Raw genomic sequence first — 26,878 nt, 5'->3', positions numbered from 1 at the left:
GACTAAAAAAATTTGGCTACTGAAGATAGATGCTCGAGCATTCCGTAATGATGCGGCTTTATATGAAACTAGAGAATTATCATACATGATAAACGGGCGGGCGGGCGGGCGGGCGGAGATGGATGCTTATTTCTATGGGAGGGGATAATTTAATATGTGTCCTAGCAAGTGATCCAACGTCCTGCTGGCGGAGTGTTTCGTAACTATTATGCTAGAGATTTATTAATCCAAACTCAAAAAACTCGAGTTTGGATTAGTTTTAACTGGTTAAAATGGCATTTTTTTAGTCATCTGCAATAAGGCGCGCCACATCCTTTATTGATCGAACATGTCCAATTTTATGCAGGCCCACTTCAATCAGCGACGCTACGTGCCTGACGGGATCCCAATCCAGATTGTTTTGATGTGTAAATTGTCGGAGCAGCGCCTCATAGATATCCAGGTGCTCTCCAAACAAAGTAGGAGCATTGAACTCCTGACCATCTAGGTCCGATACGCTGGCATTGCCTAAGCCACTGTCATCCGCAAGGGCGAGGGCAATGGCGTATCGACTCAAGATGTTAGGTGTAAGGCCCGTTTTTGATTTTAGATACTTCAGTTTCGCAGTCGAAGAAGCTGAGATTTTAAATTTGTGCGGAAATACGTTCATGCGTGTTGTGCCCACCGCCAGAAATAGCCTTCCTCTGCTTGAGTGGAACGAGTTTCTGGATTGTATACCAGGTGATAAGAGTGAGAAATGCTTCCTTGTAAACCTTCGTAGAATGCATAATCAATTTCAGTATCTGTCGACAGGATAATCACTTGATGGCTAGTTTTGGGGAAGTAATTTTCCACGAGTTTTTTGCGATGAATAGAGTCGAGTCGGCCAAGCGGTGTATCAATGACGACTGGCAGGCTTCGCCCAGAAGTGCGGGCTAAGGCCTCCAGAATAGAAATTGCAAAAATCTGTTTTTCACCCGCTGACAGCTCATCCTTACGAAGTGTTAAACCCTCATCATCAATAAGGACAACCTCGAAGGAAGTTGGATTTATTTGAATGCTCAGATTTCGATCTTCTTTACGAGCGAGACCATTGAAAGATATGTAAAACTGTGATTCAAGTTCCTTCAACTTTTCGATCCGCGCGCGAGTAGAAAATTCTTTTAGAACATCTCTGGCACTTTGAGCGAGCTCTGACAGTCTCTCTTCTTCTTGCGACTCGGCAATCTCTGTATAGAGGTCATCTAAATGACGCGCTGCGGACGACAATTGATTAAGAATTGTCTTTGCTTCTTCAGCAAGCACGGAAGTTTGTTCTCCCAGAACGAACAACCGCCCTTGTAGCTGCCCTTGCTCATTAAATAGGGGCATCAGCACTTTTTCCTCTGGGGCTCTACCGATATTTTCTTTCGCAGATTCGATCCCTGTATCCGTGTCCTGAAGCGTCATAACCAGGGCAGATGCGCGTTGCTGGAGTGAGCTCACATCGTTCATCAGCCGATGAGCAATACTGGATCTCTGAGTATCAGAGAGTTCATGTACTGGCGGTTGGTTTCGATCGCTACTACCGAGTTCTGAGCCGAATGTCCTAAGGAAAATATCTTGAAGGGCAGGGCGCTGCTCCTTGCTAATTTTTAGCGTCGATTCAAGCTCAGCCAGAAAATTGCTTTGCTGACGTTCCAGATACTCAGAAAGTACCTGCGCTTTTTCCGTGCGCTGCTCAGAGTCCAATTGCGCAAGAAGTTTTTCGTTGAGTTTACGAGTAATAGCAAAGGGCAATAAGCCGCTCAGCATCTCATGCAAAGTATGTTCTATCGCCTTTTTCTCACTAATCAATGAGTCAAGACTTGCTGTTTCTTGCTCTTTTGTAGCGCTCCAAGCACCACCGCGCGCATTAATCTTCGCCTCGATATTGGCTAAATTCTTATTAGCCTCTACGGTGCTGACGCGCATAAGGACAAGCTTTTCGCGTGTCTCTGCGAGTTGCTGTTTTAGATCCTCGTATGTGCGCTCTGCCGTAGCTATCTTCTGCTTACGATCTTCAGAAGCTTTTTTTACTGAGCGTCCTCTGATAATCACCGATAGATCCGAATGCAGTCTGTCGATCAGATCCAAGCCTAGAAGCTTGTTGATAGAGTCTCGCAAGGCGTCTCCGGATGTTTCTTCTGCGAGGCTCGCGATTTTTTCGCCATCGAAGAAGAACAACTCGGAAACACCAATTGGGATCAACTCGTTGAGAAAAGCCTGTGCTTGTTCATAGGAGAGCTCGATCAGAAGCTGACCGTCCTTTGAAATCATAAGACCTTCCTTGATCTTACCACCATTATCAACAAACCAATCTCGAGTCAATTGATAGCTCGAAATAACTCCGTATTGCGCATAGCGGAATGTTAGATCGACAGACGCTCGTGTAGGTTTGGCAATGCTATTGTGTGCTCTATGAATGCAATCACGAAGATATTGGTGATAGTCCGTAATCGTAGCGCCAGACCCGAGGACGCCTTTGCCATACAAGGCAAGTTTCAGTGCGCTAAGAATCGTCGTCTTGCCGCCGCCGTTTAGGCCGCCAAACAAAACGATAGGAGCGTTTTTCCCTCTTTTGATCTTGGGGACTAGATCAAAGTGGTGGGCTCCGCTAAAAACTCGGAAATCTAGTACTGAAAGGGAATCAATAATCATTGTAGCAAGCCATCTATTTCAGCTTTCAGGGATTCGAAAGCGGTTTTATATGTGTCGTTAGATTTAGGAATGGCGCGCCGCTCCATAGCCTCATCAAGTCCACCCCAATCCTGCTCCAGGATCTTCTGCAATTCCTCGAGAATTCCTTTACGGCGTGATAGACCGGAGAACGACAGCTCTGTATCAATTAGCTTCATGATCAATACAGCGGGCACGCCATGTTCCGCTTCCAGTGCATTGAGAATGGCGGCATCAGGCTCAGTGAACGCGCCGGCGTCATTCTTGATCCACTCCACCGTATCCGCGGGATAGACCTCGGCATAAATTTTTGGGAGCGAATCAATCCAGTCTGGCTCATTCGGATCTTTCAGCCATTGTTGGCGGATCACCTGCAGCTCATCCCGGCCAATCAGCTCAATATCACGATCGGTCTCACGGATGCCTTTTTCAATTTCTAAAAGCAGCTTGAGCCACTCTTTGCGATATTTCATCCAATACGGGCCAGGAACGTGCTTGGTTGCTGCATTTGTGTCGTCGTCGATTGCCCCTCTTGCGAAGGTGACTTTCCCTGTACGGCGTTTGTAGTTGCGGTACTCAGTTTTGTTCTCAGGAAGTGAGCTGGCATGCAACTGATTGCGGAACTGGAGCAACGGCAGCATCCAATCTTCACCACTGTTTACGAGACCTTCGATCGCCTTGTCATGAGTCACCACAGTGCACGTCCAGCATCCGAAGCGGGAGTTACCGCAGGATGGGGTATTGGTGTCGATCACCAGTGGACACTCGCCAGCGTTGGAGTCCTTGTAAAGCTCAAACAATACTCGATTGGAGCCGCCCCAAGGCCTGGCAGCACTCATGAGGTATTCCCACACATCATCGGCGTGCCACAGCTCAATTGGCATGTAGGTATATGCGTTCGGCAGCGTGGTATGCCGACCCAATGCTGAGCCATCGATCTTATGACGAGTGATTACCTGGGCGCGCGTGGAGCTTTCCTCCCGTCTCGAGCCAAGTACCACCACGACCTCACCGAAACGTGCCACCTTGTCTTTGATGAACTCGCTCACTGGGTCGATCTTCATCCGCTCTGTGCACCAACGGAATGCCTTGGTTGGAGCGGGGTAGCCCTTGCCTAGAAGGTTGGCCCAGAAGGTCTCGCCCACTTCGGGAGTGACAGAGTGGGCTGTCATCGGAATCTGATCTTCAACTGCTTGAGCGTTCACCGAGTCAAGCACTTGGCGGATCATGTCGACTACAACAGGTGTTTCCACTCGAGTATCGGAAGAGACTACGTACACATGCTTGTGACGCTCCTCAGGTGGCAACATCTTTAAGGCGTAGTAGGTGAGCGAAAGGATGACTGTTGAGTCCTTTCCGCCGCTGAACCCCACTACCCAGGGGCGATTATCGGCCTTGTATATGCTTTGAAGCTCGCGGACAGCGTCCGCGAGCGGTCTCCCAGAAATGATCGCTTCTTGAACGAAATCATCGTGCGATGGGTAGAGGAATTGATCATTGCTCATTGTTGAGGAAACCTGTTTTCTAACTCTCGTTCGGCCGTGGACAGCGGGACGCCAAGTTTTTTCTTGATAAGACTAGCGGTGAGCGCCACGTTCGTTGTGGCTTTTGAGATCCGGCCGTGGACCATCGCGCGACCTTCCCATTCAGGGTTGGCCCTTGACCAATCGATTTGGCGGAGTTGGCTAAGGGTTGCTTTCCACTCGGCCTCCTTGCGGATAATCAGTTCAGCTCCCACAAGTCCCATTGCTTGGAGCATCACGCCGTGGGCATGAATGTAATTGTCCCGTAATTCGGACGTCGACAGCTCTTTATTTTTCGCTCTGATCCAGTCGGGCATCTGCAAGGACACCTCTTCCCAAAACGATTTTGCGAGCTCCCGTTCATTCTGTGCGATGAGATCGCCTTTCCCTTTTTTCAATAAGACTCGGGATGCGTTTTTTATGGCGCTGAGGGTAAAGAGCTTGGAGCTGCGAGGGGAGAGACTCGATTTCTCTAGCTCTGTCATCCTTGAGAAAACATCTACGTTTTTGGCCAGATAACGGGCTAGATCGGAAATCAGGTCCCGATGATCGTAAAGCGTGCTGATGGAGCTGCTCGGCCTTACGGCATGCTTGTTGAGGTCAGCGAACATTTGCTGGCTACGATTGAGGCCCTCATCAATGAAGAACAATACGGGAATACTATCGTAGCCTAGCTCTGGATTTTCACGAATTGCTTGCTCAATCGCTGCGCGGCGATGCTGACCGTCGTTGATGAGTATCTGGGCTTCCATCGGGATGGTGAGGGTACCGATGCTTTGCTCTAGGCCTGTGTCAGAAGCTGGATTGAATTGGACAACTCCATCAACAGAAGCGGTGATGGCGGACAGAGTGTAGTCATCGCGATTGTCAAGCAAATATGCAGAGATCTCAGGGACTCTAGCAAGGTTTAATGTACGCTGCGCGCGCAAATCAGCTGGCACATTATCCTCGTTGAAAATGAAGATCTTAGGCACAAGACGCATGGGGCACATAGCTATATAGCACGGCCTACCAGCTTGGATGCCCCTGACACAAGGGAAGGAGTGGACGTAGGTATTCATGAGATTGCATGTTTTTTCTCTGTTGGTACGTCATTTTGCATATTTTTAACGTACACGCAACACTAACTGCTTAGTCGTGCATCGTGCGCCACCGAAATGCTAACCCGTCACACGGTTAGGCGAGGAAGGATCGCTGCAGTATAAAAGGCTTCAAAAAGTATGAGTGGCGAGCCGTAGGGCACGTAGATCGGCACTCCTCAGAATTAAGGAGTGCCGAGTCAGAAAAGGTCATGCAAAAAAGTCTAAGCCATCAAAGCCAATTTTTGCCTCGATGTATGGCCTTGAGTGATTGCAATTGACAGTACACTGAGAGGTCTCCAAGTGATCTGTGAAGCCAGATGCAACAACTTTCATTTCCATAGATTCCACGAGGCGCTGTACTGCTAGCTTTTCTTTCCTAAGCTTTATTGCGAGATAGAATTTTGTTGCGAGTGCTTGGTTTTCTGGAAGTTGATACCACTTTCTTAATATGGCATCTACGAGATCGCGTTTACTTTTCCGGCATGCGTTTGAAATTTTCGCATACCTATCATGATGATCGCCATGACGAACGTCCTCAACTGCATCCCTTAACCGTTCTGCTCCAATATCTAACAATTGCGCAATTTCATCTATATTCAGGTCTAAGACTGACCATAGCTCAAGTTCCGGGGTTAATTTTCGTGCCGACGGAAGGGCGGTAACATAAATATGCTTTCCGGATAGGGGCTTTATTTCCGCTGACTGATCTGCATCTAATACCGCAAGAATTTCAAATGGGGGGTTGGGAGTTGGTTCAAAATGTTTTACAATTTTCTCGATATTAGAATCGCAACGCATTTGAATTATAGGGAAGTCCGTTAGCATGTCAGGGTCGGACTTGTCCAAAATATATTCAAGAAAGAATCTAGCTAGCTCGTCTTCTACAATATAGATTCCCAAGATATTACTAGATAATCCTAGTGCGGAGAGATATTTTCTTACATGTTTTGGGTTGGATATTGCTGAGCGACTCTCTAAGCAGTATTGTGACAGGATTCTGATGTTTTCAATTCCAACTTTAGAGAGGATGTGCTCCGAATGAGTTGAAAGAATGACCCAAAGCTTTTGCGAGAACGAGCGCTCCGCGATTAAATCCATTAAGCGTAACTGGCTATATGCAGAAATAAAGTTTTCGGGCTCCTCAACGAATAGCAAACTTTGAGGCTCTATATAGTGATAAATAAACCACGTTACATATAGGCATGCAAGCTCGCCCATTCCCATGTCTGAATTTGTATAGCTTGATCCATTGGGTAGCGTAACTTCGAAGTATGGAAATGGAAATCCATACTCATGCGGCATTGCATCAGCAATTTCATAAAAAATTATTGATTGATAGCTTTTTCCAACTACATTCTCAATTATTGACTTGAATTTCTGTTCGTTGAATGAGCGATTATCATCCACGCCCTCAAGAAGCTCCTCCACATTATCAGTACCCCTCAAGTATTCTATAATTCGAGTGCACTCTCTCGAGGGCTCTAGGTAATAAGCGCTGAACCCGCCCAGGGCTGAAGCTTCAGGGGCGACCAGTCTATGATTTTTGTAAATGGTTGCATCAAATGTAGTGCCCGCAAATTTGCTGTGTGCAGCACTGACATTTCCATCTATGAATGCAGAGTATAGAAACTTTATAAGAGTTGTCTTTCCTACTCCATTTTTTCCGCATATGGCAGTTATTGCAGACTTGAAGTTCAAATCGACTTCGCTTTTAAATCCAGCGACCCCTCGAACCCTAACATCAGTGAGTCTGCATGGGTACTTATCAACTTTTAATACATCGCGCCATGCATCGTCAATAGCGGCTAACCTCATTATTCAGATCTCCATTTCACTGCTGCATCCTCGATTAATGTTTTAATATCATCGCTGCTATTTCTGATTGACTCGATTATGCTTTCAATAACCTCATCTTCCGCGGTGTATAATGATCGGTTGTTGTAACCGGACAAGGCTAGGCTGATATTTATTACTAAGTCGCGTATTAGTATGGAGCTGGTAGAGGTTACACGGGATGACGAGCGCTCAATGTATAGGAGCAGAAGCTCACGCAATGCTCCACGATCAAACCCAAAATACTTAGCTAGATCCTTGTCGATCTGCAAGTTATTCTTGACTTTGTTTTTTGCAAGCTCTAGATAAATAAAGCCCTTAAAAAAGCGCTCGTCACCTAAGTCCCCGCCATCAATTAACTCGCTTGCTAAAACATATAGCCAGTTAAAAGAAGAGGCTTTGGTTAGATTTATGTCGTCCTCACTTGAAATCAGATTTTCTTTCACTTGCACTAGAAAATCTATAGCGCCTTTAACTGCATTGATGATCTCTTGAGAAAATCCGTCTTTATTTCTGAACCTGGCAGTTAGGGAGCGGTCGCTAATTGGCGTTCTGAGTCCCGAGTTCTCTAGAATAAAACAAACCCTTGTTAGAAGGTCGTTATACGCCATGCGCGAGTTAGAGAACCCTAGAACCGTTTTATCAATTCCCTTTTTTGCCATATATGAAACCAACGAAGAAACCTGATCTCTTATGCTTCCAAAAAATGCATTTCTTTGTTCGGCTGACGTGAGCTTTACCGACTGATTTAGGCGGTGGAACAGCTCTCCCGGTTCGCCGTGATTGTAGTGAGTGATCTCGTATATTTTCAAAAGATATCTTTGGAACTCGATCTTTTTGTCTTCGGGTAAAGATGAGTACTTCAATCCCCCCAATTCAACGATATCGTCATCTAGCGGCTCGATAGCTCCATCTATGGCGAATTTATTTTGCATAAAATCTCGAATGGCAGTTAGGCGTTGTTGACCATCCAAAACTTCAGCTTTATGCCCATCAATGCGAACTAGATGAATTGGAGGGACTTGCCATCCCCTAAAAATAGAGTCGATTAATAATTTCTTTTTATTTGAGTCCCATACCTCGCCCCTCTGGAAGTCAGGTCTTAAATCAATATTGTCGGCAATAATGTCGTCAAATACGCTTTTAATTTTTTCATCTCGAGGTGTAACGTTCATTCGTTCTCCTTGTGATTGCTATTCAAGGTACTGCCTTTAACTTGGCGGAGTTAATTCGAGAGGGATGGGCAAGTGTCACTTATATTAAATATAAGCTTGCCTTGCTTGAAGCTTTGCTTGAGCAAAATCTGAAGGGGAGAAATACACTTCTTTTTTAACATGACGTCCCTGTCCTGATTTGTCATCGCCAAAGGCCGATGAGCCGAGTTTCTTGATTGTTAGGCTAAGAGGTAATTGAGCTGTACTCTGACCTTGATTGCCACGTGAAAGCCATGATGGCATTTTAGCTCATCATATCGAATTTCGCATTATCTAGCTGTCGGACCGCCTCAAGCACTGCCCTAGGTGGCGTGGGAAGCTTATGAAAACCGCAACGCAGCTTAGAAAAACTCTCAAACTTGAAGTGAAAATTAGGCTGAGCCGAGAAATTTTGACAATGCTTTGGAGTGCCCAAAAAAAAACCACCTTTCAAAAGAAGGGTGGTTTTTTGTCTGTTCAGGATTGCGGGATTAGTGAATGAATTTCATTGCCGCTACAAGAATTCCAATCGTTGCTGAGAGCATGACACCCATTCGAATGGTAAGCCGCACATCAGCTTTGGCCACTTCTGCGATAAGACGCAATTCAAGATTCGCAAGATCACTTTTGGTAGCGAGAAGAGTAAGCATGTCCGACTCCAGTGCTTGAATGACAGCTTCGGCTTTCGGCTCAGGCACATTGATTGCGATCAGTGCCTGATACAGAGCCAGGTCCATTTTCATTAAGGCCTCCAGAAAAACTAAAAAGGCCTATCCCCACGACGGGGTAGGCCCGTCGTGGGTGGGAAAATCGTACTTCCTTCGACACGTGGTCGACTGACCGTGCTTCCGGAAGCGATACGGTCATTGGGTGGATCCTGCGAATATTCGCAGCACCGCCTAGAAGATCCTGGCGGCTGGCATGTAGCTGAACACGTCAGCATGACACAGCCCTAAATTGCTTCTCTGGGCGTTTGGTGTCAATCCACAATCCGGTTACCGAGTATTTCCTAATGATGGCCTGGGTGCCTTTTTCTGCGCTGGCTCGACCAGCTTCAGGTAGGGATTGTTGAGGGCCAAGTCATTCATCATTCCACCGGGGGATTTGAGTAAGTAGCCGTGAAGGCGCCGTGTTCTGCGCCCGCCGCTTACCTCGCATGTCCAGATGTTCAGTCCGTTTGGTTGCTTGCGGTGCAGCTTCATTTCTTCAAAACGTTTCTGAATCCATTGCCAGTCATATTGGTTTTCTTTCTTTGCGATACGGGCAAGGTGTGGGTGCTCCTGCCCGTAGCGATGAAAGACTCCAGGCGTGACGAGAAAGATCGTGTCTTCGACGGTGTGAACCAGCGCTTTGGTGTCATTCATGATGATGCGATGAGACAAGACGCCTTGTGTGAACCACTCCATGAAGTGTTCTCCTGAAAGCTCTGCAGGCTCCGCTTTGGTTGTCGGAAGCTCAATGGAGCTATATTCGTCGTCAAACGGAAAGGTCTCAATGTCTTCCGGTAGGGTTGGAGGTCCTCCAAATAAATCAATCAGCATTTCGAGCGAGTCAGGCGCGGTGTGCTGTAGCTCCATCAATGACTGCGGATTTGGAGAGCCAAAACCCGATGCGCCTTTCGATGGCGGGGCGGGTGGAATCGAGTTTGATGGAGGTCTGGGTGTGCTTGATGTTGCGAGTGACACATCAGGCGTATCGGGGATGACAGTGCCTGTGTAAGCGTTTGGGCGCTCAATCGCTTCCCAGATCAATGCCGGCGATAGCTTTAGGAAGGTGAAGCTATGGGACCAGCCTAATTCGCTTGTGACTGTTGCTTTCCAGATGGCTTTACCGTCGGCACCGGGTAGGGCTATCCCGTGTTCCTGCAGTACGTTGAAGACGGCGATATTTCTTTCTGGGATTCCGTCAACGCCTTGGGAGAGCAGGTGAGCGCGAAGTTTGTCTGAGACGGTTTTACTTACCAGCCAAAGTGCCTCTTGGGTAAGCCAGCCGTCTGAGGCTTGAGGTTGATTGAGCTTTAGCTCGCTATTGAGCAGGTAGCGCAGCCCTTCGAGCAGCTTGCGTTGCAGTGCGTGTTTGGGGGCTGACATTGCTTTGGCTGGATCGCCACCAAGTGCCTGAGCTACAGAAGCTTGGTCTGCTTGTGTGATGAGCGTACCAAGTTCACCAGCGTGCTCGCTTTGGCCTGCCCAACTGAATATCAAAGAGGTCCATAGCTCAGGGAAGCTTGAGAGCCAGTCGAGAATTTCTCTGTTCAGTAGTCGAGGGATCAGCAAGCCGGATGCTGCGCCATGGAGTCGGTATTGTCGGTCTTTTCGATATCTCAGGCGGTAAGGCGATTCGAGCGGGCCGTGCCATGGATGCCAGATGCTGCCATCTGCGTATTCAACGTGCACATCAACTGCGATTTTACCCAAGTCATGGCTGAGCGAGGCATAGGCGAGGGCGGCGGTCCAGGCCTCGGCTTGTGCTATCTGCACTTCTGGTTGGGCACCGGAGGGGAGTAGGTGGGTTTGTCGCAGCTTAAGGGCGTAGGTGACGACTTCCAGGCCATGGTCAAGCATTCCACCAGGGTAAGCGTGATGATGACTTTCGGACGCGGGTAGCAACTGGACGAGCTCAGCGAATCGGTTGATGGGGCCGAGGTAGAGCTTTTCAAATTGAGGGCGTGAGACTGCAGTGCGCTGCCAAATCTGCTCCAGTAGTTTTTGTCTGCGGGGTGTGCCCAAGAGCGATTTGGCAGATTGGGGTGAGGTCAACCCCGCCGGCGATGTTGACTCCATTGGAGCAGGCCGGCCAGGTGTAGATCTGGCCTTGCGATGGAACAGTGAAAACATGATTGATCCTATCAGAAGGGTTTGTAGGAAGGCCTTTTCTGTTTCTTGGGTAGGGCCTTTCCCCTTCGGCTCCATTCCCTTGGTTTGATCCCTTTTTCCATTTACCTTTTTAGGTAGCGACAGGCGTTCCGCCTGTCGGTAAGGGTGCATCTAGATCCTTTTGTGGACCGAAGAACTTCAAGGATGGAGAGTCAGAGAAATGACAATGAACGACCAGCCTACGAGATCATCACGTTTTGGAGAGTGGCTCGGCAGTCACTGGCGGAAATACTGTGGATTCGAAAAACGCATTACTTTGTGGCTCACGGGCCAAGGGGTTCCTGAGGCTGTTACGACTTGCCTTAAATGGGGAGCCTATCTGGGGCTAATTTTTGTAGCTTTGTCTCTGTTATTCGGGGCGGCATTGGTCATTGGGTTAAGTTTTATGGTGAGGCGGATTTTAGAGCGTGAAACGGGGCAAGATGAGACGTCGGTCTTTGGAAAAGAAGATCACAGAAGCGGCGTTTTCTATGACCCGATCAACTACAACGACACGGATGATCCCCGCTTCGAAGACGATTGAAGCACTTTGCCTGTGAAGCTTTATTTCAAAAGCTTCATCCCCATATGCCCACCTTTCGCACCGGCATCTCCTGCTTGTTTAGTACTGTCACTTAGACCCTGTAAGACGCCACCTGCACGAACGCCAGCCCACGATAAGCTCGCAACCCACAGGCCCGGGAGCACGATAAAAAGTGTTCCCATAACGTAATTCAAAAGCATGTCCCCGAATGAGTTGTTTGCTCCGAGGAGGATGTTGAAATTGCTGTGTGGGGAATGCCACCCGTAGAGGGTGTCGAGGATGGTGCTGTCTAGCCAGCGGGCGAGTTGGAACCAGAAGTCGACGAAAAATAGGGCGAACTGCACGCAGCTGATGGTGACTAGGGATTTGAGGTCGTAGGTGCCGACGACCAGGATCAGTGGGATGCAGATTGTCAGCGCCATTTTTAAGAATGACAGCACCATCGGCAGGGCTTGCCGAACAACATCCATTGCGGGGAAGTACGCCATTGAGCCTGCTGTCATTCCGAGGTTTGAGGCTACGCGTGCCGTGATGTTGGATGCGGTCATGTCGATCTGGCCGCCGTAGCTTGTGTAGACTTGACCTTGGTTGAGTGTTTGCTGACGTGGGGATACGACGGAGCGGACAACGGCGTCTTCCGCTTGCTGTATGTTGAGGAAGCGTGTCCATTTGGTAATGCGAAACAGTAGGGCTGGGTCCACTTGCTTGAGTACCCGGGCACGCAATCCTTGGTGAGCTTCTGACCACCATTGCTTGCAGGTGGGGTAGCCACCACCTCCAGGTACTTGAGTCAGACCAGCATCTCGCCGTGGGTTATAGGGCCAACTGCTGCGCGGTGTCTTGGAATGATAGGTGTCATAGAAACCAGCGGTGTCAAGCAGGTACCTTGAGCCAATCCAGTTAATATCGTCCAACAGCGTGTCGTTTAAGGTTGGGCGGTTCATAAACAGTTTGGCTCGAGCAGGGCCGTAGCAGTCGTGGCTGAACTCGGCGACTTCCTGAGCCAGGATAGGGTCGTCAATTCTTGCCGCATCGATGTCCATTCGGATCTGTCGCAGATCAGTACCACAGGGTATTGCAGCAGTGGCGCCACCGGTGAGCGCTTTGGACAGTGAGTGCATGAAAAACCACCACACTGGCACCTTTGCGCTTTGGTTGTTGAGCGTTGTGAAGGTGTTGGACCAGCGAGTGTCTTGTGGGTTGGCCACGTTGATCTGGCACTGAGTGGAGCGCGTAGTGTTGAACTCGATGGTGTTGAGGTCCACGTCAATGAAGGGAATTCCGGCGAACATGATGACGATGATTGCAACCCAGACTCGGTTTTCGATTCGCAGTGACGACAGCACGCCCTTGTTGCCCTCATCCGCGCCTTCAGTACGAGCTCTGAGCCATTCCTGGATGATGATCGCCAGAAACGGCAGAGCGAAAACACCACTAGCGACCAGCATTTCCCAAATGCCGTTATTGATGATCCAGCCAACTAGCGTCAAGTAGAACTCAAGGTAGTCGTTTGTATAGAGCGTCATGGGGTCGTCCTTGTTCGTCAGTCCGGCCGGAAGTTCAGCAGTTCAAGCAGCGCCAGTGCTGCGATAGCTGCTACTTCGGCGTACAGAAGGCGCTTATGCTGGTGACGGGTGAAGCCCCTTTTGATCAAGCTGAGTCGCATGCGGTACCAGCCATAAACCGTGACGGCGTACAGGGGCACGCGCCAGATCAGTAGGGCTGACTGATTTGATTGCCTCCAGGTATTCCACTCTTGAATGTTGCTTGATCCTTCGAAGGCGGCCAGTGTGAGAACGATCGCTAGGAGGCTGAGTAGCACGCCCCAGAAAAGCAGGTGCGCCAGCACGGTTCTGGCTTTAGGGGGCTGCTTCATCGTGGTTGGCCCTCAGGTGTGGCTTGTTGGATGAGGTCAAGACGATTACGTACCGGGTCACCTTGATAGACGCCGAGCGAACCAGCCGCTCGATCGTTTTGACGCTGGATCAGCATCATCGGGGAGTTACCAGCGAGGGTGCGGCGCAGTTCGAGTTCGGTTTTGAGGTTGTTGATTTCCTGAGACAGGACGTCGCTCTCGGTGTTGATGGCTTGCTGAGCCAACTCATTGGATGCCACGTTGGGTTCTTTGCGTCCCGTGAGCAGGGTACGTTGCAGCAGCAGTGCTTTTTCGAGGACGCTTGACAGCGCCACTTCAGAAGCCAAGCGCTGAGCCAGCAAATCTTGATCGGGTTCATCTCGCAGTGCCTCAATGACACCGCGCGTGACGGTCAGGGATTGGCTGCTGGCTGCCAGTAGATGTTCCGTGGTGGTTGGCTTGGTGCCTTTAATCAATGCAGCCAGTGCCTGCAACTTGGTATCAAACTCTTCCTGAATGAGAGGCGTGAGTCCAACACCCGGCTTGGTTTGAGTCTTGGTGCAGCGATCGCACGTTTGGTGTTCGCGTTCACCCAGGACCTTTGTTGCCCACGCCTCGGCTTCTTGGGGAGAGGACCAGGTCTGGCAGCTCAGGCGATTGCCGCAGCTATTTTTGGGTATAGCGGAACGGTCATTCACATCTCTACCATTGAGCAGGTTATATCCCGACCGGGTGACGTCTGACACAACCCTAATCGGGGCTTGTCCGGAACCGCCGGCTGCGTTACCGCCCACCCACGGAACGCCATGGTTACCTCGACGTGTTTCTGCCTGCTCAATGGCTGCCACAGCGTCTTTGCTCCCAACAGCTTTCGAGAGCGCCACGCCTTCCGCCAATTGCCCCCAACTCATCTGCCCACCGGCAATGTCGGCCATACGATCAGCAATCGACTTGCACGTTGATTTGGAGCGATCGAAGTCGAGCCGTGCTTGCAGGATGCCGTTGGTAAGCAGGTTGTACAGGCCGGGATCGGCGCGCTGGATGATTAGGGCGGGGAGGGAGGCGACTGCGCTGGTTGCGTTCTTGATCACGTTGCTCATGATCGATTTGAAGCCTTGAGTGGCGCCATTGAGCTGGTTCTGCAGCGTTGTATTGAGGCTCATGTCTCCGCAGATCAGGTTGGTGTCCCAGCCGGCACCAACGCTGATGCTGTCCATGCTGGCAGCGCCGCCCATGGACACGGCCCTGCCTCCGCCAATGCTGTAGAGCACGTCATCGCCGATGACGGTGCCGTTGTGATGAATGCCATCTTTATTCACTTGCGTCTGGGCGGCTTGGAGTTGGGTGTGCGAGACAAGCAGGACGCTTAGCAGTCCATAAGCGAGGATTGCTCTATGTTTTTTCGCAGCGGGTTTATGCGAATGCATCATTGGCCACCACCGGAGAAATCTGTGCTGCCCAGGAAGGTTTGGCCTTTACGTTTGCAGCAGGTGTACGGGCGCCACAGTGCCCAGGCGTAATCACCACGAGGTGATTGCACGTGAGGTCCGTTATTCGGAAACGTCGTGCAGGTCTTGGATTGAGTGGGTGTCAGCTCTTGCCATTTTCCGGTCTGCGGGTCGTTTTCCTTCACTGCACCTGCTGGCCAGTAACCAGCTTTAGCCTTCGCCAGTAGAGGCTGATAAACATGAATCTGGCCCCGACGAGTGACGATGTCTGCGGCGCGTTGCGCGACCACCGCGGCACACTTGTGGTCATCAACGCCGTGCAGGAATCCTCCCCGCGGATAGATCGCGCCCCACAGGTTACCTTTAGATCGGCTGCCGATTTCACGCATGCCCGGCGTCAAGGCTTCTGGAAAGACGAGCTCTGGGATGTTGCGACGCCAAGCTAGGCTGTCGAGTGTGCTGAGGAAGTAGGGCATGAGTAATTGCCCAGCGCCCGAGCAGGCGTAGCCGGATTGCCCGGCAAATTGACTGAAGACTGCACCGCCGGGATGGCCAATGACATCAGCGTTCTTGTATTTGGCGAGATCGTTTTCAAACGCGACGCCAGCGCTGCCATCACCACCACCGCGAGCCGTTGAGTTGCTCGAGCTCAACATTCGCAGTTCCGACCATGGGTTTTCACCTGTATTGGCGTAGCTCGAAACAACTGCGTCTGGCACGTAGTGCCGGACCTTGGCGGACTCCTTGACCTTGCAACCAAAATTCGTGCAGAACAGCCAATAGCACACACCCACAACTCGGTAAGCCATGCAGTCAGGTGAAAGGCTAGAGGCTACGATTTCAGCGGTATTAATGGCTGAGGCAGCGAGCGGTGTAACCATGGCGGTTGCGACAGTAATTAATCGCAAGCCCTTTGAATATCGAAGTTTCATGTTTCGATCCTGCGCGAGACGAGGTGCGCAGTGAACCAGTACCGCGGTGACGTTGCCCCTTGCTATCGGATATGGGCGTGCTCCGTATTGATCGGCTGGATCACGAAAAAAAGCGCCCGAGAGGGCGCTTCTTAAAGAGATATTGGCAAAAACTCAAATAAAGCCGGCTTCTGCAAACGAGTAAGGGTCACCTTTACCAATGATGATGTGGTCCAGTAATCGCACATCAATTTTTGAAAGGAGATCACGCAAAAAAGAAGTGAGCGAACGGTCAGGTTCGCTTGGGTCCAAATTTCCCGAAGGATGATTGTGGGCAATGATCACTGCTGCACTATGGAGCTCGAGTGCACGCTGCAGGATGATTCGAGGGTGTGCTGACACCGTATTGATTGTGCCGAAAAAAAGCGGTTCGTAAGCAATGACCTGATGCTTGGAGTTCAGAAAAACACACGAAAAGATTTCCCTTGCCTCATTGGTAAGCTTTAGTCGCAGGTAGTCTTTGATGACCTTGGGATTATCGATGCAAGGATCTGCGTTGAAGATTCGCTGCTCAAGAATTGAAATAGCTTCCTGAATCAACTGGTCTTCTCTGTAGCGCGGGCAGTCTTGGTTAACGGATTCACGGCGTTGAGAATTAATCGAGAGCATCAGAATTCCTCAATGAAAACTGGCGTCCCGCCCTGTGGGGAAGGACCCCAAGGGATTAGTAAAAGGCTCGAACCCGAGCTGGGAAAATCAGGTGGGCGCCCGACTTCAGTCACTGCGGACTGTTTGTCTGGGGATGCCGGGGAATCGAATAGATCAGCGCAGTAAAACTGCGTCGTAACCTTTGAGATCGTGGTTACCTGGGCTGGCTGCTGAGTACAGCAGTCGATCTGACAAGGAATATTATTGGGCGCGATACGTTCTATTTCAGCCAACTATGAGAAACCTATTCTCACCGTAATTCTCATGGGTTGCGGGCGCTGCGCAAAACATGGCCTCTCACCAAGGATGACTTATTTGGTGGGCGCCCAAAAGCTCACTTCTCAACGGGGTGTGCTGGGAGAGTTTCAAGCCCGATCTTGTCGATGGTGAACGTTTGAACCGCCATGTCATCCTTTGATCGAGGAATCGGCTTTATTTTCAAATCGTAGCCACGCTTCAGATCTACCTTATCCAGCGGTACAAGAAAGCTACCCGACCCGTCGTGATCCTTGAAATGCTTCTCGGAAATATTGACCCCCTCCTGTACGGAGGAGGTCTCAATCACCAGACCTTTGACTGACTCGGGGAATTTTTTTACGTCAATGACTAGCACCGTGCTGCAATCGCTACTGTCTTGGCATTTAAGCTCGGGCTGAGTTGCGATAATGGTGGTTTCGACGCCATCACTCGGTACGAGTAACGTAGTTGGCTGTTTCGAAGGCTCGCCGCAATCCGCCGCGGCAGATCCAAAAAGCGCCAGAGGCAACAGATAAAGACGGGCGATCGAATGCGAAAACATGTCATAACCCAATGAAGGTGATCTGTTCTGGTTTGACATCGATCAAGGGGGCAGGTTCAACTCCTTTCTTTGTGTCAACAGGCACGAAAGAAACCTTTATATCGTCAGCACCGTTATAAAGGCCAGTCCTCTTCAGATTGGCAAACGTTGCCGTGCAGTCATACATGAAGCTAAACCCCTCCTTTTTATGATGCCCATGATCCCCGCCAAAAAAGTTGATGGTTGCCACGTAGGAGGGGCTACCGATCGGTGTGTCGGGGGAGGGGTTATCGCAGTTGATAAAAATACGTAGCCGTGTTGTTTTGTTTTTGACCTGAATTCCTTCGACTTTCATGAGTACAACCGAATCGATCGGTTTTTCTTCAAGCGCAAGCAAAGGCGCAGTTGCTTTAGAGATTGAGTTGCGAAGCTGACCATCTGGTGCCAGATCAATTGAGCCCACTTTCAACGTATCGCTCACATTGCTGACGCGTGCACTGAGCGCGACCATTGCTTTCCTAGGAAATGCAAATGCACGCATGGGTTGGCGTGGACTATTGGAGGCAAGGACTTCTAGCTGATCATATTCAGCATTGTATGCCGCAGCGTCTAATGTGCTTTGGGCGAGTGGCTTCACCACATTTCCTTTAGCGTCATAAAACTGGCTTAACTTGTGGTCCTTCCATAATTTGTCGCTGAGCGCGCGATTTTCGTGAAGCTCACTCCAGCTACGCCATAGTCTGTCGACATTGGCATGATGCAACCAGAAAATTGGGTCTTGAGGGGAAAGGTACGTTCCCATGTCGCCACCGATGAACTGATGTATGCCGTTATGCGGTGTGGACTCTAGGGTTCCAGCGAATGAACTCTCACGTTGATTGTCACTGCTGGTTGCTCCACTGAAGAGCAAAGCATCGACATTGTTTTTCAGTATTTTCTCTATCACGGTGTTTCCGGTGACATCTCCGTCCACTTCATCGTTTGGACTTAGATCTCTGCTGCTGTGGTAAAGAGCGCTTTTTTTATTCCAGAAGGCGGCAGGTATCGATCGATCCCGCGTCCAATTCCAGTAGGGCAAACGAAAGTCAGGATCTCCGAGCATGGCCTGACAGATCGATTCGAAATAAAAAAGATAAGCTCGATGCCAAGGTAAAAACCACCAATTACTGTGTGGACAATAATCCTGATGTATCCGCGCCTGGTTTTTCCAGCTCAAGGGATTTTTAGGGTCGGTCTGATCCAGTGCCTTCATACGTTGAACCGCGGTGGTATATAAAACCAAATCATTAGAGCCAGGGAAATTGCCATTGATGTCTCGCCTGGCTTTAACAGGGCTAGGCGTATCAGCTTTTGCTGGGGTGACACCGGTCAAGAGTAGTGTCGCATCTGTTACCCCCATAGCGAGGATGGCGGTAGATGCTTGGATAAACTGTCTGCGATTGGTGTTCATGATTTACCCATCACGGAAGGCGAGGTAGTGGAGGTTCCTATCGACTTCAGCCGGGTGTGGGCCCTGATATCAGAACTAACAGTAGTAAATAAAAATGAATTTGCAAGCCTTAAGGTCCACTGCTATATCAAAGTGCGTCAGGCATCTTTAATGCCAGTCCGGGGAGGGCAAAATGAAAAAGCTCATTTATGTGGTTTTTGTGCTCACGCTCAGTGGGTGTTGCTCTAATGAAACACTTAAAAGTAACGTGCCATTGAGCACCGTGGTAAGCACCACCAATGCCGCGGTGAACAAGATTTTGGCTTTGAAGCAATGGGATGAATTCGCCAAGGAAGACGAGCACTTTAAGAAAAGTTGCATCAATGCAAAACAATCCGCTCAGAATGCCTGCAAAACGCGCAGTGAAGCTTCCTATGCGCTATGCCAGTCTGCTGCCCGAGCTAACAGCGCAGTTCGGGACGATATTTGCAGGCGAATTATAGCGTCAGATAAAACCTTGTGCGGTCTTAATTTGGTGGACTCACGAAACCGTAATATTTTAGATTCAGTGACATTCAAACTTTGGTGCGATGAGTTCGAGGATAACTCCATATGCAGTAAGAAGAGTAAGGTGCAGAGCGTTACGTGTGCGGCCGCCGACAATATTTCAGGCATCTCATTGACGAAGGCTGAGTTGCAAGTTGACTACATTAAAGAGTATGCGGGTAACGGTGAAATAAAATTAGTGGTCGTAAACGTTGGCGGAAGTCGCACATCTCAACAGGGACAGACACTTAATCTCGAGCTAGTACAGCGCCCTACGCGAACTGCATATACCAATCCCACATCATTGGAGACTTGGAGCCTGCGGGACGAAGCACAAAGTAATCAGGAAGCCATTGATAAAAAAGTGAAAAACATTCCAGCAACAAACATACCATCGGGAGCAGACACCTATAAAGTCTTGGACAGGATCAATAAGGATGATGCCTTAATTCAGCGCTCGGCCGACGAGATTGTGAAGTATGTACAGACCGTGCTAGATGCGACCCTGGCGAAGTACGAGGACATGAACGCTGAATTTATCACACCCCTAAGGCCCAAGCGTTTCACAGTGAATATCACATACAAAGTGGTCTATACGGCTGAGGCTGGTCTACATTGGGACTTCACCCACACGGTAGGCACTGCGGATGTCGGTGGTGGCGTTACAAATACGCGTGGGAATGTACTTAGTCTAACGTTCGGCCCGGAAATTTAGTCAACTGTTTGAGCTCAATACCGAGCCTTTGGCTCGGTATTGCCTTGTTTGAACGTTCATCTGAGTCCAAGACCTGTCTTTCGTTGGTGGACGATTTAAGATTCCGGAGTAAGGTTTACTCCATTCGAACTTAAGCTCGTTCCATTGAATCACCAAAGCTCAACGGTTCAATACCTCGTGAACGATCTATATTTTCCGCCACCCTGATCGCCGCATCCAGCTCGCTGATACCACACTCCTGCATGAGATTGAATCGTGCGGCTTTCTCCTCCGGCTCGGTCATTGCCATGGCAAGGTAGAGGCTTGGAGGAACGGCGCGAAATAGTGCTTCCATGGATTTCGACAGCACGACACCTTCGCAGTATTTTCCCGCCTCCTTGCGTGCGGACATCATCAAGGTTTTCTGCGCGGGGCTCAGCTCTCGAAACCTGGCGATCTTCTCCACTTCATCGGGTGGCATGCTCAAGCAGATCCACCACTCGATCATGTTCAACATTGGCTCTGCAGCCTTGGGCAAGTCATCGAGGTTTTGCGTCGCCAACCAGAACCAGGCCCCGAGCTTTCGCCACATTTTCGTGATCTTGACCACATAAGGCGCGAGGAGGGGATTCTTGGTGATAATGTGGCCTTCATCGGTGACATTGATGATCGGTCGCCCCAGAAATTGATCGCGCTCTGCGATGTTGTTCACGGTATTGAGCAGAGACAGGTAAGCGATCGAGAGCTGTGCGTTGTAGCCTTCGCGAGCGAAGGTGGCCAAATCGACAATGGTGATATCTGCCTCAGGCCACGGTGTTCCGGGGCGATTGAAGAGTTCGCCGTCCAGACCTTGGCAAAACAAATCCATTGCCTCAGCCATTTCCAAAACTCGAATGCGTCGTCCCTCTTGCAAGGCAGGATCAACACCGCGGTCGCGCAATGCGTCCCGCACGTCTTGCGTCAGTACCGCACGGTCTTGACGGGCGCAGCGCTGCGCAGCATCTAAAATGCTCTGCCGAATCAGACTCCGATCAGCTCGGGTCAACCGAGCTTCTTCCTTGTCTTCACCACCGGTGATCATCAAACGTGCGGTAATTTCCAGCTCACCCAAGACATCGCGCTGCTCGTCACCTTCAAAGGCAGTCGCGGTGTCATCGAGCTGGTCAGCATCCAGCGTTTCGATCTCATCAGGTGTTTCGACAAGGCGACGCGCATCCGCAAAGGGCGCCAGGCTAACGCCTGCACCCGGTGATAGCTTCACGTGGTGAACCGTCAGCCCCAATCGTTTCGCAAACTGTGCGAATAGCCCGAAGGAGTTACCTGCTTCGACGATGAACAGACGAGGTCGGTAGGTAGCTGTGATCTGGTTGAGGATGTTGTTCAGGGTGGCTGATTTGCCCGATCCGGTTGGGCCGAACAGAAACAGGTGAGCATTCATCTGTCGGTCCAGCCGGTTTAGCGGATCGAAGGACAGGGGGGCACCGCCGCGGTTGAAGAACGTAATACCGGGATGGCCAGTGCCCTGACTTCGCCCCCAAACCGGAGCGAGATTGGCAGCATGTTGAGCAAACATCAGTTGGCTGTACCACTGACGCTTGTCTTTGGCCGGATCAAAAACACACGGCAACCAACGCAGGTAACTGTTCAGCGGTGCAACTTCGTCATTTTCTCGCACCGGCTGCAAGCCTGCGTTGAGCATGACGTTGGCCAATTGCATGCCGCGAGCATCAAGCTCTTGTATGTCTTTTCCGCGCAGGTAGAAGGCCAAGGAGCCGCGATACAGCTTGTGAGAGCTCCCAATGATCGAGCGCGCCTGGTTCACGTCATGGCGTGTTTGTTCCGAATCTAAGGTTTCCCCCACCGACTTTTTGCTCAAGTGATTGAGATGCGCTTCCAGCACGTCTTGGGGGGTAGCAATCAGCGTCAGACACATGAGGGTGTCTTCGGGCATCTGGTCGAAGTAGGTGTTGATGGCGTCTCCTTTGCGAGTCTCGCCAGTCAAGTGACCGGTGTGAGGCACATTACGCAGGCGATCCATCAACATGACGCGATGAGGCATGCCGTCTAAGTACCAGACGCCTTGTTCTGTGTCGGAGCGTGGTTGACTGAAGAACAGGCGTTGAGCGAAGTCAGTTCCGCTGGCTAACTCGATTTCGCCCGCTTCGGTTTCTTTCGGGTAAGCGCTGAGATGATAGAAGCGATCACGAGCCTCAGCGGTGCTGCCGAGTATCGTAGGATTGGGGTTGAACCAGCGCAGTAGCCAACTGTGGATATCGGCGGCCTCCATGCGTTGGGTTTTAATACCTGTACTGGTTAGCCCTCCCGTTAGCCGTTCACACACAACGTCCAATGCCTGTTCGGCTGTCTGACCTCGTTTGAGTGAAGGGGTATCGGGTGCACGGCGGTAAACAACCATGCGGACGCGTCGATTCTGACCACGCCATGGCAGGCGGGTGAGAGCCGTGTCATCAAAAAGGCCGCCTGGTTTGGCGATCGCGTTCAGATGATGGGCGAAGAAGCGCAAGTAAAACTCACTGAAGGCCGTGTCCTGTGCACGCGGCTGAAGATACTGCCGCAGCGTCGACATGTAGCTATCCCAGTTTGTCTCATCCTGGGCGTAGAGCTGTACGACCCAAGGGTTGTTGTCCAACTCGTCGAAACTGTCCTGAAGCACGTTTTCCAACGTGTCCCTGGCCTGGTTCAGCCAAGCGCTTTCACGGCCTTCAGTACCCAGCGGTATCACTTCGAAAAACGCAGCAACTGATACGCCATCTTCCAGCAGCATACATCGATGCTGCGGCAAATATTCCACCCAGGGTAATCGGTCTACAAAGGAGGGCGTCGTGGCGTAGAAAGCGTAGTCGTCGGCCTCGGTAACAGGTTTGCTCTGCCGCAATCCAAGTGAATGCACACCGTTTTCTGCCAGTTTGTTGATGTATCGGTACCAGGAATTGGGCTCAGGGGAGTCTTGCGCTGTGTTCTCGTTATTGCCTTGCTTGAACCACGGCATCAGTAATCCTCCAGTCGTTCGCCCGGCATGGCGTATTGCACACGTTGATGCAGTGGAAAGACCGTGCTGTAACCAGGCACCGGCACAGCTTCTGTCCCAGCCCGGTGAGGGAAGACGTACATCACCAGGTCCGGATTGGGCAATCGATGAAATTGACGGTAGATTTCGTTTTGCGCTGTTCGTGTGTAAGGCTGGGATGTCGAAGGAACAAGCGGTTCAATCAAGGGCCGCCTCAACGCCTGTCGAGCATCCAGCAGTTGCTGGGCTACTCGGCCGCTCTGCGAACCGTTGGTTTGTCGGTTCCACACGTCGATCATCGTGTGGCCGTCGTGAGTCAGCAGTTCCTCTGTGTTGGTCGTGCAGCCAACGATGACCGTCGCAAGCAATACTGCGGCCATTGATTCAGTCCAGATCCGTCGTAGCATGACGACCTCCGAGGGTGTGATCGACTTTGCGTCCGTCAGCGTCGTAGTCGAGGGTGAGAGGGGCTTCTATATGCACGGCCACTTGAGCTCCGGGCTCGACGTAGACTGCCGCGAACGCTTGGCCGTAAAGTTTGCTGACCCACTGCGAAATGTCCTGCACACCACTGGCGAGCATTCGGTTCATGGCCTCGCTTCCGGATATACCGACAGTCCCCATTGAGCCTGCATTGTTGCCGGCATAAACCGTGCTGTTGCCATCTGACTTGATCATTGACGCGACACCTACGCCGGCGGCTGTGATGAGGGCTTGGGAGCCCAAATACTGCTGCGCGTTACTACGCCGTTTTCCAGCCACACAAGGGATGCCATGACTGTCGCTGATCCAGCCCAAACCTTCTTGGGAAGCCTCGCTGCCCGATGAGCTCTGTCTGTTGCCCTGCGATTCTTTGGCACTGTCACTCGGCAATGTACGGATGGTGCCGTCTGAGAACACGAAGGTGATTGAGCGGATCTGTCCTCTGACGCAGGACAGAGTCCAGTCACCTGAGGCAGTGCCACTGACTACTGCGCCGGCGACCTCAGGCAGATCAATCCCATTGGCGATCAGGTTGTCAGCACCAATGAGCACTTTGAATGGGTAGGGATCGTTCACAGTCCCATCGATAGGGACTCGGCCTATGAGTGCCGTCATGGCAACCGAGCCCATCAACGTGGCGTTGGGCGGGATGGTATAGGTTGGTTTGAGCGAGTGACCTTCAAGGGGCCGCGAGGAGTTTGAGGTAGATGTGTCGGCCACATTTTCCAGCGTCTTTTGTGCTGGGCCAAAACGAGCTGGAAAGCTCATGTCTTGCTCGTTAGATGCCGAAGGGTCTTTCGGTTTGGCGTCTTCAGGCTCAATCCATCGCACACCATTTCTAAAGCCTTGACCATCCCCTTGTTCTAGACCGAACCCCACCGGGATATCTATAACGTTGTCCCTCTGACTCAGGCTATCGAGGCGGTGCTGGATATCCTGCAGAAGGCCTTGGGTTTCAGTCGTTGAGTCAGAAGCCTGCCGATCCTCCTGAACGCGCAGCCGCTCTTGCTCCAATGCCTGCTGAATACGCGCTTCCAGCTTATCTTCAAACTGATGCAGTGACTCGGAGGATGAGTTCTGTTGATTTACCCCCTGAGTGTTTTTCACCTCTGCCCGCAACAGTCTGACCTGAGCCACCAAAGTGGCCACCGTGTCGCTCGGCGTGTCGCCTTCCAGACCCAGTGCCTTCATTTCGTCAGGTGTGAGTCGGCTCTCGCCGTTGGCAGTTTCAGAAGGAGTGGGCTTGGCAGGCAGTAGTTTTATAAGCACGAGCACCACAAGCAGAACGATCGGAATCATCAGCCACTTGAGTAAACCATTACTCTTCATGGTTTCTCTCCCGGGTGAAGTCGGGATTGGCAGGGGGCACATTAAGCGCCGCGTCGACAGGACTGATGGTTGGGAGAATTGATTGCGCCAGGCCTTGCCCACGCGTGGTTAGGTAAACCACGGAGGTATCCAATGACGTACCCTTAGGACCCAGCTGTTGATGTTGGAACGTCGCGGTTGAAAAATCGCCCAACAGCAACCGTGGGTCCAACTCGACGAGTGCATCGGTTTGGTTACTTAATCGGACGGCCGTCAGCCAATACTCCTCCATGCGCCACGCTGCCAGAGCCTTGGCTTTGATGGGTAAGCTCGGCATCAACAGGTCTAGCGAGAGATCACCCGCCAGATTGACTCGGCGCACGCCTGGCAAAGGCTCGACGGTTCTCAGTGGTGCGTATAGGTTTTGAGCGGCGTAGCGTGTGAGTAACACGGGGACTGGCGTTAATTTCGAATGTTCTTTACTGAGTAAGGATTGCTCAAGCGCATCGGGTACTGATCGCTGCCTTCGGACGGGTTCTTCGATGATTCTGACATCCTCCAGACGCGCCTGATCGGGCGCGGGGTTTTCAGCCACGACATCGATCAAAACCAATTCTCCCGTCATTGCGTCTTGAAGTTGCAGCCGCACTGGATCAATCGGTTCGTTAGCCCTCAGATACACCGCACCGGCAGCGCTTTGAATCCTTAGCCGATCACCTAAGTGGCCCGGTACGCCGACACGAACATTGCGGTCGATAAACACCACGCGTTCTTGGCCAACAACCAGGGGGATGGCCAGTGGAAGTCGCTCCCAGCGCATCACTTCGACGGCCTGGCTTGAGGTAATGACGAAAGGCAGTGTGAGGCCAAGGCAGGCCGCTATCTGCAAAGGCTTCATGGCGTATCTCCCAGCGATCGCTCTGATTTTCGAGAGCCTGAGGCAGGGCCAGCAGGCAGGACGATGCGTTGCGGTGCGCCGTCGTAGCAGTCCAATGCAAGACCAAATGGATTGAGTTCAGGATCAACGTCTAGACGTACGACCTTGATGGGGTAGCGGACCAGTGCACGCTTGATTTGCTCAGCGCCGTGATACTCGTCGGCATTAATGTCGAGCGTGACCAGCCAATCTCGATCGGAGACCACCTTGACCCGAGCCTGTGGGTCATCACCGTAGCCTCGGCCAGGTATCTCGTAGATGCCACGGACGCGATTTCGGAGTTCTCCCGAGCGACGTCGTTGGTCATAGTCTTTCTCGAAGAACGCGCGGCACTGTGGAGTAATGTATGCGGTGAGAGATTGGAGGTTGCGGGTGTAATCTTCCTCACCATCAGTGGGCCAACGATTGAGCTGCTGAAAGATGTAGAAAGTGAAGGCATAGACGGATTCGGGTGGAACCTCCCACCATTGACGCGTACTGCCAGAGCGCAGGTCGGGAGGTACATGGATAGTGAGATCTCGTGGTGCATTCCACCAGCCAGCGCCCATGCCGATGGCCATAGCAAGCAGGGCTGCAGCCCCCATTCGTAAAGTCTTCACATGCGATTGCAGGTGCAATACCTCATTCTTGAATCGGCTCATGCGCCACCCCGTCGAGTTGCCCAGAAACCAGTTCGTGTAATGAGTTCACTCGTACCCATCAGGGCAGCAAAGCGAGGAGAGTGGTTTGCCAGCCACCATTGAAGCTGCCTGTAAAGCCATGTCTCAGGTCGGCCGCGTTTTTGACGACGCAACAGACCACCACCAATGAACAAGCCCGATGCAATGGAAACCACAATGGTGGTGGGTATCACCGCAATGCTGCTGACAGCCCACGCACCGGGTATGCCCAGTAACAGTCCTGATGCCGCAGCCATTGCTGTACATATCCAGAGTTCGTTTGCGGTGAGTCCGCGAACGACGATTGGCTGCCGGTTCAGTCGATGGGGAAGAAAAGCGACGGTACCGTCAGATGTTGTGTGTTGTAGGGAGTCCATGGGGTGTCTCC

General features: G+C 51.1%; 24 protein-coding genes. 2 read left to right on the top strand and 22 right to left on the bottom strand.

Annotated elements, in window-relative coordinates:
* Nucleotides 1-283 precede the first annotated feature (283 nt).
* From HU754_RS14985 to mobH, 9 genes are all read right to left on the bottom strand, one after another.
* Nucleotides 284-649, bottom strand: coding sequence for a DndE family protein (locus tag HU754_RS14985; RefSeq protein ID WP_186622447.1), 366 nt, complete (start codon nucleotides 647-649; stop codon nucleotides 284-286).
* The gene (gene dndD, locus HU754_RS14980; RefSeq protein WP_186622439.1) at nucleotides 646-2,658 is read right to left on the bottom strand and encodes a DNA sulfur modification protein DndD; all 2,013 of its coding nucleotides are present in this window, start codon (nucleotides 2,656-2,658) and stop codon (nucleotides 646-648) included. Before dndD ends, HU754_RS14985 begins: the two co-directional genes overlap by 4 nt.
* A complete protein-coding gene (dndC, locus tag HU754_RS14975; protein ID WP_186622432.1) occupies nucleotides 2,655-4,181 on the bottom strand; it encodes a DNA phosphorothioation system sulfurtransferase DndC in 1,527 nt (508 codons plus the stop codon). Before dndC ends, dndD begins: the two co-directional genes overlap by 4 nt.
* A complete protein-coding gene (dndB, locus tag HU754_RS14970; RefSeq protein WP_186622424.1) occupies nucleotides 4,178-5,260 on the bottom strand; it encodes a DNA sulfur modification protein DndB in 1,083 nt (360 codons plus the stop codon). Before dndB ends, dndC begins: the two co-directional genes overlap by 4 nt.
* A 228-nt stretch (nucleotides 5,261-5,488) precedes the next feature.
* On the bottom strand, nucleotides 5,489-7,096 hold the full coding sequence (locus tag HU754_RS14965; protein WP_186622417.1) for an ATP-dependent nuclease: 1,608 nt from the start codon (nucleotides 7,094-7,096) through the stop codon (nucleotides 5,489-5,491).
* Nucleotides 7,096-8,289: a DUF262 domain-containing protein gene (locus HU754_RS14960; protein ID WP_186622415.1), complete on the bottom strand. Its 1,194-nt coding sequence runs from the start codon at nucleotides 8,287-8,289 to the stop codon at nucleotides 7,096-7,098. The genes HU754_RS14965 and HU754_RS14960 overlap by 1 nt, the downstream gene beginning before the upstream one ends.
* Before the next feature lie 84 nt (nucleotides 8,290-8,373).
* Entirely contained in the window at nucleotides 8,374-8,571 is a 198-nt protein-coding gene (locus tag HU754_RS14955; RefSeq protein WP_186622413.1) for a hypothetical protein, read from the bottom strand.
* 227 nt (nucleotides 8,572-8,798) lie between these two features.
* Nucleotides 8,799-9,050 carry a hypothetical protein gene (locus HU754_RS14950; RefSeq protein WP_186622411.1) on the bottom strand — a complete coding sequence of 84 codons (252 nt, stop codon included), beginning with the start codon at nucleotides 9,048-9,050 and terminating at the stop codon, nucleotides 8,799-8,801.
* Between the two features lie 252 nt (nucleotides 9,051-9,302).
* Nucleotides 9,303-11,144 (bottom strand): MobH family relaxase, encoded by a 1,842-nt coding sequence (gene mobH, locus HU754_RS14945; protein WP_186622409.1) that lies wholly within the window; start codon nucleotides 11,142-11,144, stop codon nucleotides 9,303-9,305.
* A 199-nt stretch (nucleotides 11,145-11,343) separates the two neighbouring features.
* Here mobH and HU754_RS14940 point away from each other — a divergent pair, with 199 nt between their 5' ends.
* A complete protein-coding gene (locus tag HU754_RS14940; RefSeq protein WP_150774180.1) occupies nucleotides 11,344-11,706 on the top strand; it encodes a DUF3742 family protein in 363 nt (120 codons plus the stop codon).
* Between the two features lie 20 nt (nucleotides 11,707-11,726).
* On the opposite strand, the gene HU754_RS14935 is transcribed toward HU754_RS14940, so the two are convergent.
* From HU754_RS14935 to HU754_RS14905, 7 genes are all read right to left on the bottom strand, one after another.
* Nucleotides 11,727-13,232 (bottom strand): conjugal transfer protein TraG N-terminal domain-containing protein, encoded by a 1,506-nt coding sequence (locus HU754_RS14935; RefSeq protein WP_186622401.1) that lies wholly within the window; start codon nucleotides 13,230-13,232, stop codon nucleotides 11,727-11,729.
* A 17-nt stretch (nucleotides 13,233-13,249) separates the two neighbouring features.
* On the bottom strand, nucleotides 13,250-13,582 hold the full coding sequence (locus HU754_RS14930; protein WP_186622398.1) for a hypothetical protein: 333 nt from the start codon (nucleotides 13,580-13,582) through the stop codon (nucleotides 13,250-13,252).
* Nucleotides 13,579-14,991 (bottom strand): integrating conjugative element protein, encoded by a 1,413-nt coding sequence (locus HU754_RS14925; RefSeq protein ID WP_202894552.1) that lies wholly within the window; start codon nucleotides 14,989-14,991, stop codon nucleotides 13,579-13,581. The genes HU754_RS14930 and HU754_RS14925 overlap by 4 nt, the downstream gene beginning before the upstream one ends.
* Nucleotides 14,988-15,941 (bottom strand): TIGR03756 family integrating conjugative element protein, encoded by a 954-nt coding sequence (locus HU754_RS14920; RefSeq protein ID WP_186622397.1) that lies wholly within the window; start codon nucleotides 15,939-15,941, stop codon nucleotides 14,988-14,990. The genes HU754_RS14925 and HU754_RS14920 overlap by 4 nt, the downstream gene beginning before the upstream one ends.
* Nucleotides 15,942-16,094: 153 nt before the next feature.
* Nucleotides 16,095-16,589, bottom strand: a complete 495-nt coding sequence (gene radC, locus HU754_RS14915; RefSeq protein WP_186622395.1) for a RadC family protein — start codon at nucleotides 16,587-16,589, stop codon at nucleotides 16,095-16,097.
* A 373-nt stretch (nucleotides 16,590-16,962) separates the two neighbouring features.
* The gene (locus tag HU754_RS14910; RefSeq protein ID WP_186622393.1) at nucleotides 16,963-17,427 is read right to left on the bottom strand and encodes a hypothetical protein; all 465 of its coding nucleotides are present in this window, start codon (nucleotides 17,425-17,427) and stop codon (nucleotides 16,963-16,965) included.
* A 1-nt stretch (nucleotide 17,428) separates the two neighbouring features.
* Nucleotides 17,429-18,856, bottom strand: coding sequence for a tyrosinase family protein (locus tag HU754_RS14905; RefSeq protein ID WP_186622391.1), 1,428 nt, complete (start codon nucleotides 18,854-18,856; stop codon nucleotides 17,429-17,431).
* A gap of 172 nt (nucleotides 18,857-19,028) precedes the next feature.
* On the opposite strand from HU754_RS14905, the gene HU754_RS14900 reads away from it, so the two are divergent.
* Nucleotides 19,029-20,096, top strand: coding sequence for a hypothetical protein (locus tag HU754_RS14900; protein ID WP_186622389.1), 1,068 nt, complete (start codon nucleotides 19,029-19,031; stop codon nucleotides 20,094-20,096).
* Between the two features lie 130 nt (nucleotides 20,097-20,226).
* On the opposite strand, the gene HU754_RS14895 is transcribed toward HU754_RS14900, so the two are convergent.
* From HU754_RS14895 to HU754_RS14870, 6 genes are read right to left on the bottom strand one after another with little or no spacing between them, the layout of a single operon-like run.
* Nucleotides 20,227-23,085 (bottom strand): conjugative transfer ATPase, encoded by a 2,859-nt coding sequence (locus HU754_RS14895; RefSeq protein WP_186622387.1) that lies wholly within the window; start codon nucleotides 23,083-23,085, stop codon nucleotides 20,227-20,229.
* Nucleotides 23,085-23,510: a TIGR03751 family conjugal transfer lipoprotein gene (locus HU754_RS14890; RefSeq protein ID WP_186622385.1), complete on the bottom strand. Its 426-nt coding sequence runs from the start codon at nucleotides 23,508-23,510 to the stop codon at nucleotides 23,085-23,087. The genes HU754_RS14895 and HU754_RS14890 overlap by 1 nt, the downstream gene beginning before the upstream one ends.
* A complete protein-coding gene (locus HU754_RS14885; RefSeq protein WP_186622383.1) occupies nucleotides 23,488-24,915 on the bottom strand; it encodes a TIGR03752 family integrating conjugative element protein in 1,428 nt (475 codons plus the stop codon). Before HU754_RS14885 ends, HU754_RS14890 begins: the two co-directional genes overlap by 23 nt.
* Entirely contained in the window at nucleotides 24,905-25,792 is an 888-nt protein-coding gene (locus HU754_RS14880; protein WP_186622381.1) for a TIGR03749 family integrating conjugative element protein, read from the bottom strand. Before HU754_RS14880 ends, HU754_RS14885 begins: the two co-directional genes overlap by 11 nt.
* Complete coding sequence (locus HU754_RS14875; protein WP_110718437.1) at nucleotides 25,789-26,472, bottom strand: PFL_4703 family integrating conjugative element protein; 684 nt, start codon at nucleotides 26,470-26,472, stop codon at nucleotides 25,789-25,791. Before HU754_RS14875 ends, HU754_RS14880 begins: the two co-directional genes overlap by 4 nt.
* Nucleotides 26,469-26,867: a TIGR03750 family conjugal transfer protein gene (locus HU754_RS14870; RefSeq protein WP_186622380.1), complete on the bottom strand. Its 399-nt coding sequence runs from the start codon at nucleotides 26,865-26,867 to the stop codon at nucleotides 26,469-26,471. Before HU754_RS14870 ends, HU754_RS14875 begins: the two co-directional genes overlap by 4 nt.
* Nucleotides 26,868-26,878: the final 11 nt, after the last annotated feature.

The organism is Pseudomonas zeae, assembly GCF_014268485.2.
Lineage (GTDB): Bacteria > Pseudomonadota > Gammaproteobacteria > Pseudomonadales > Pseudomonadaceae > Aquipseudomonas > Aquipseudomonas neuropathica.
Note: the sequence above shows the minus strand (reverse complement) of the source record. Positions and strands in the feature narration are given on the sequence as shown.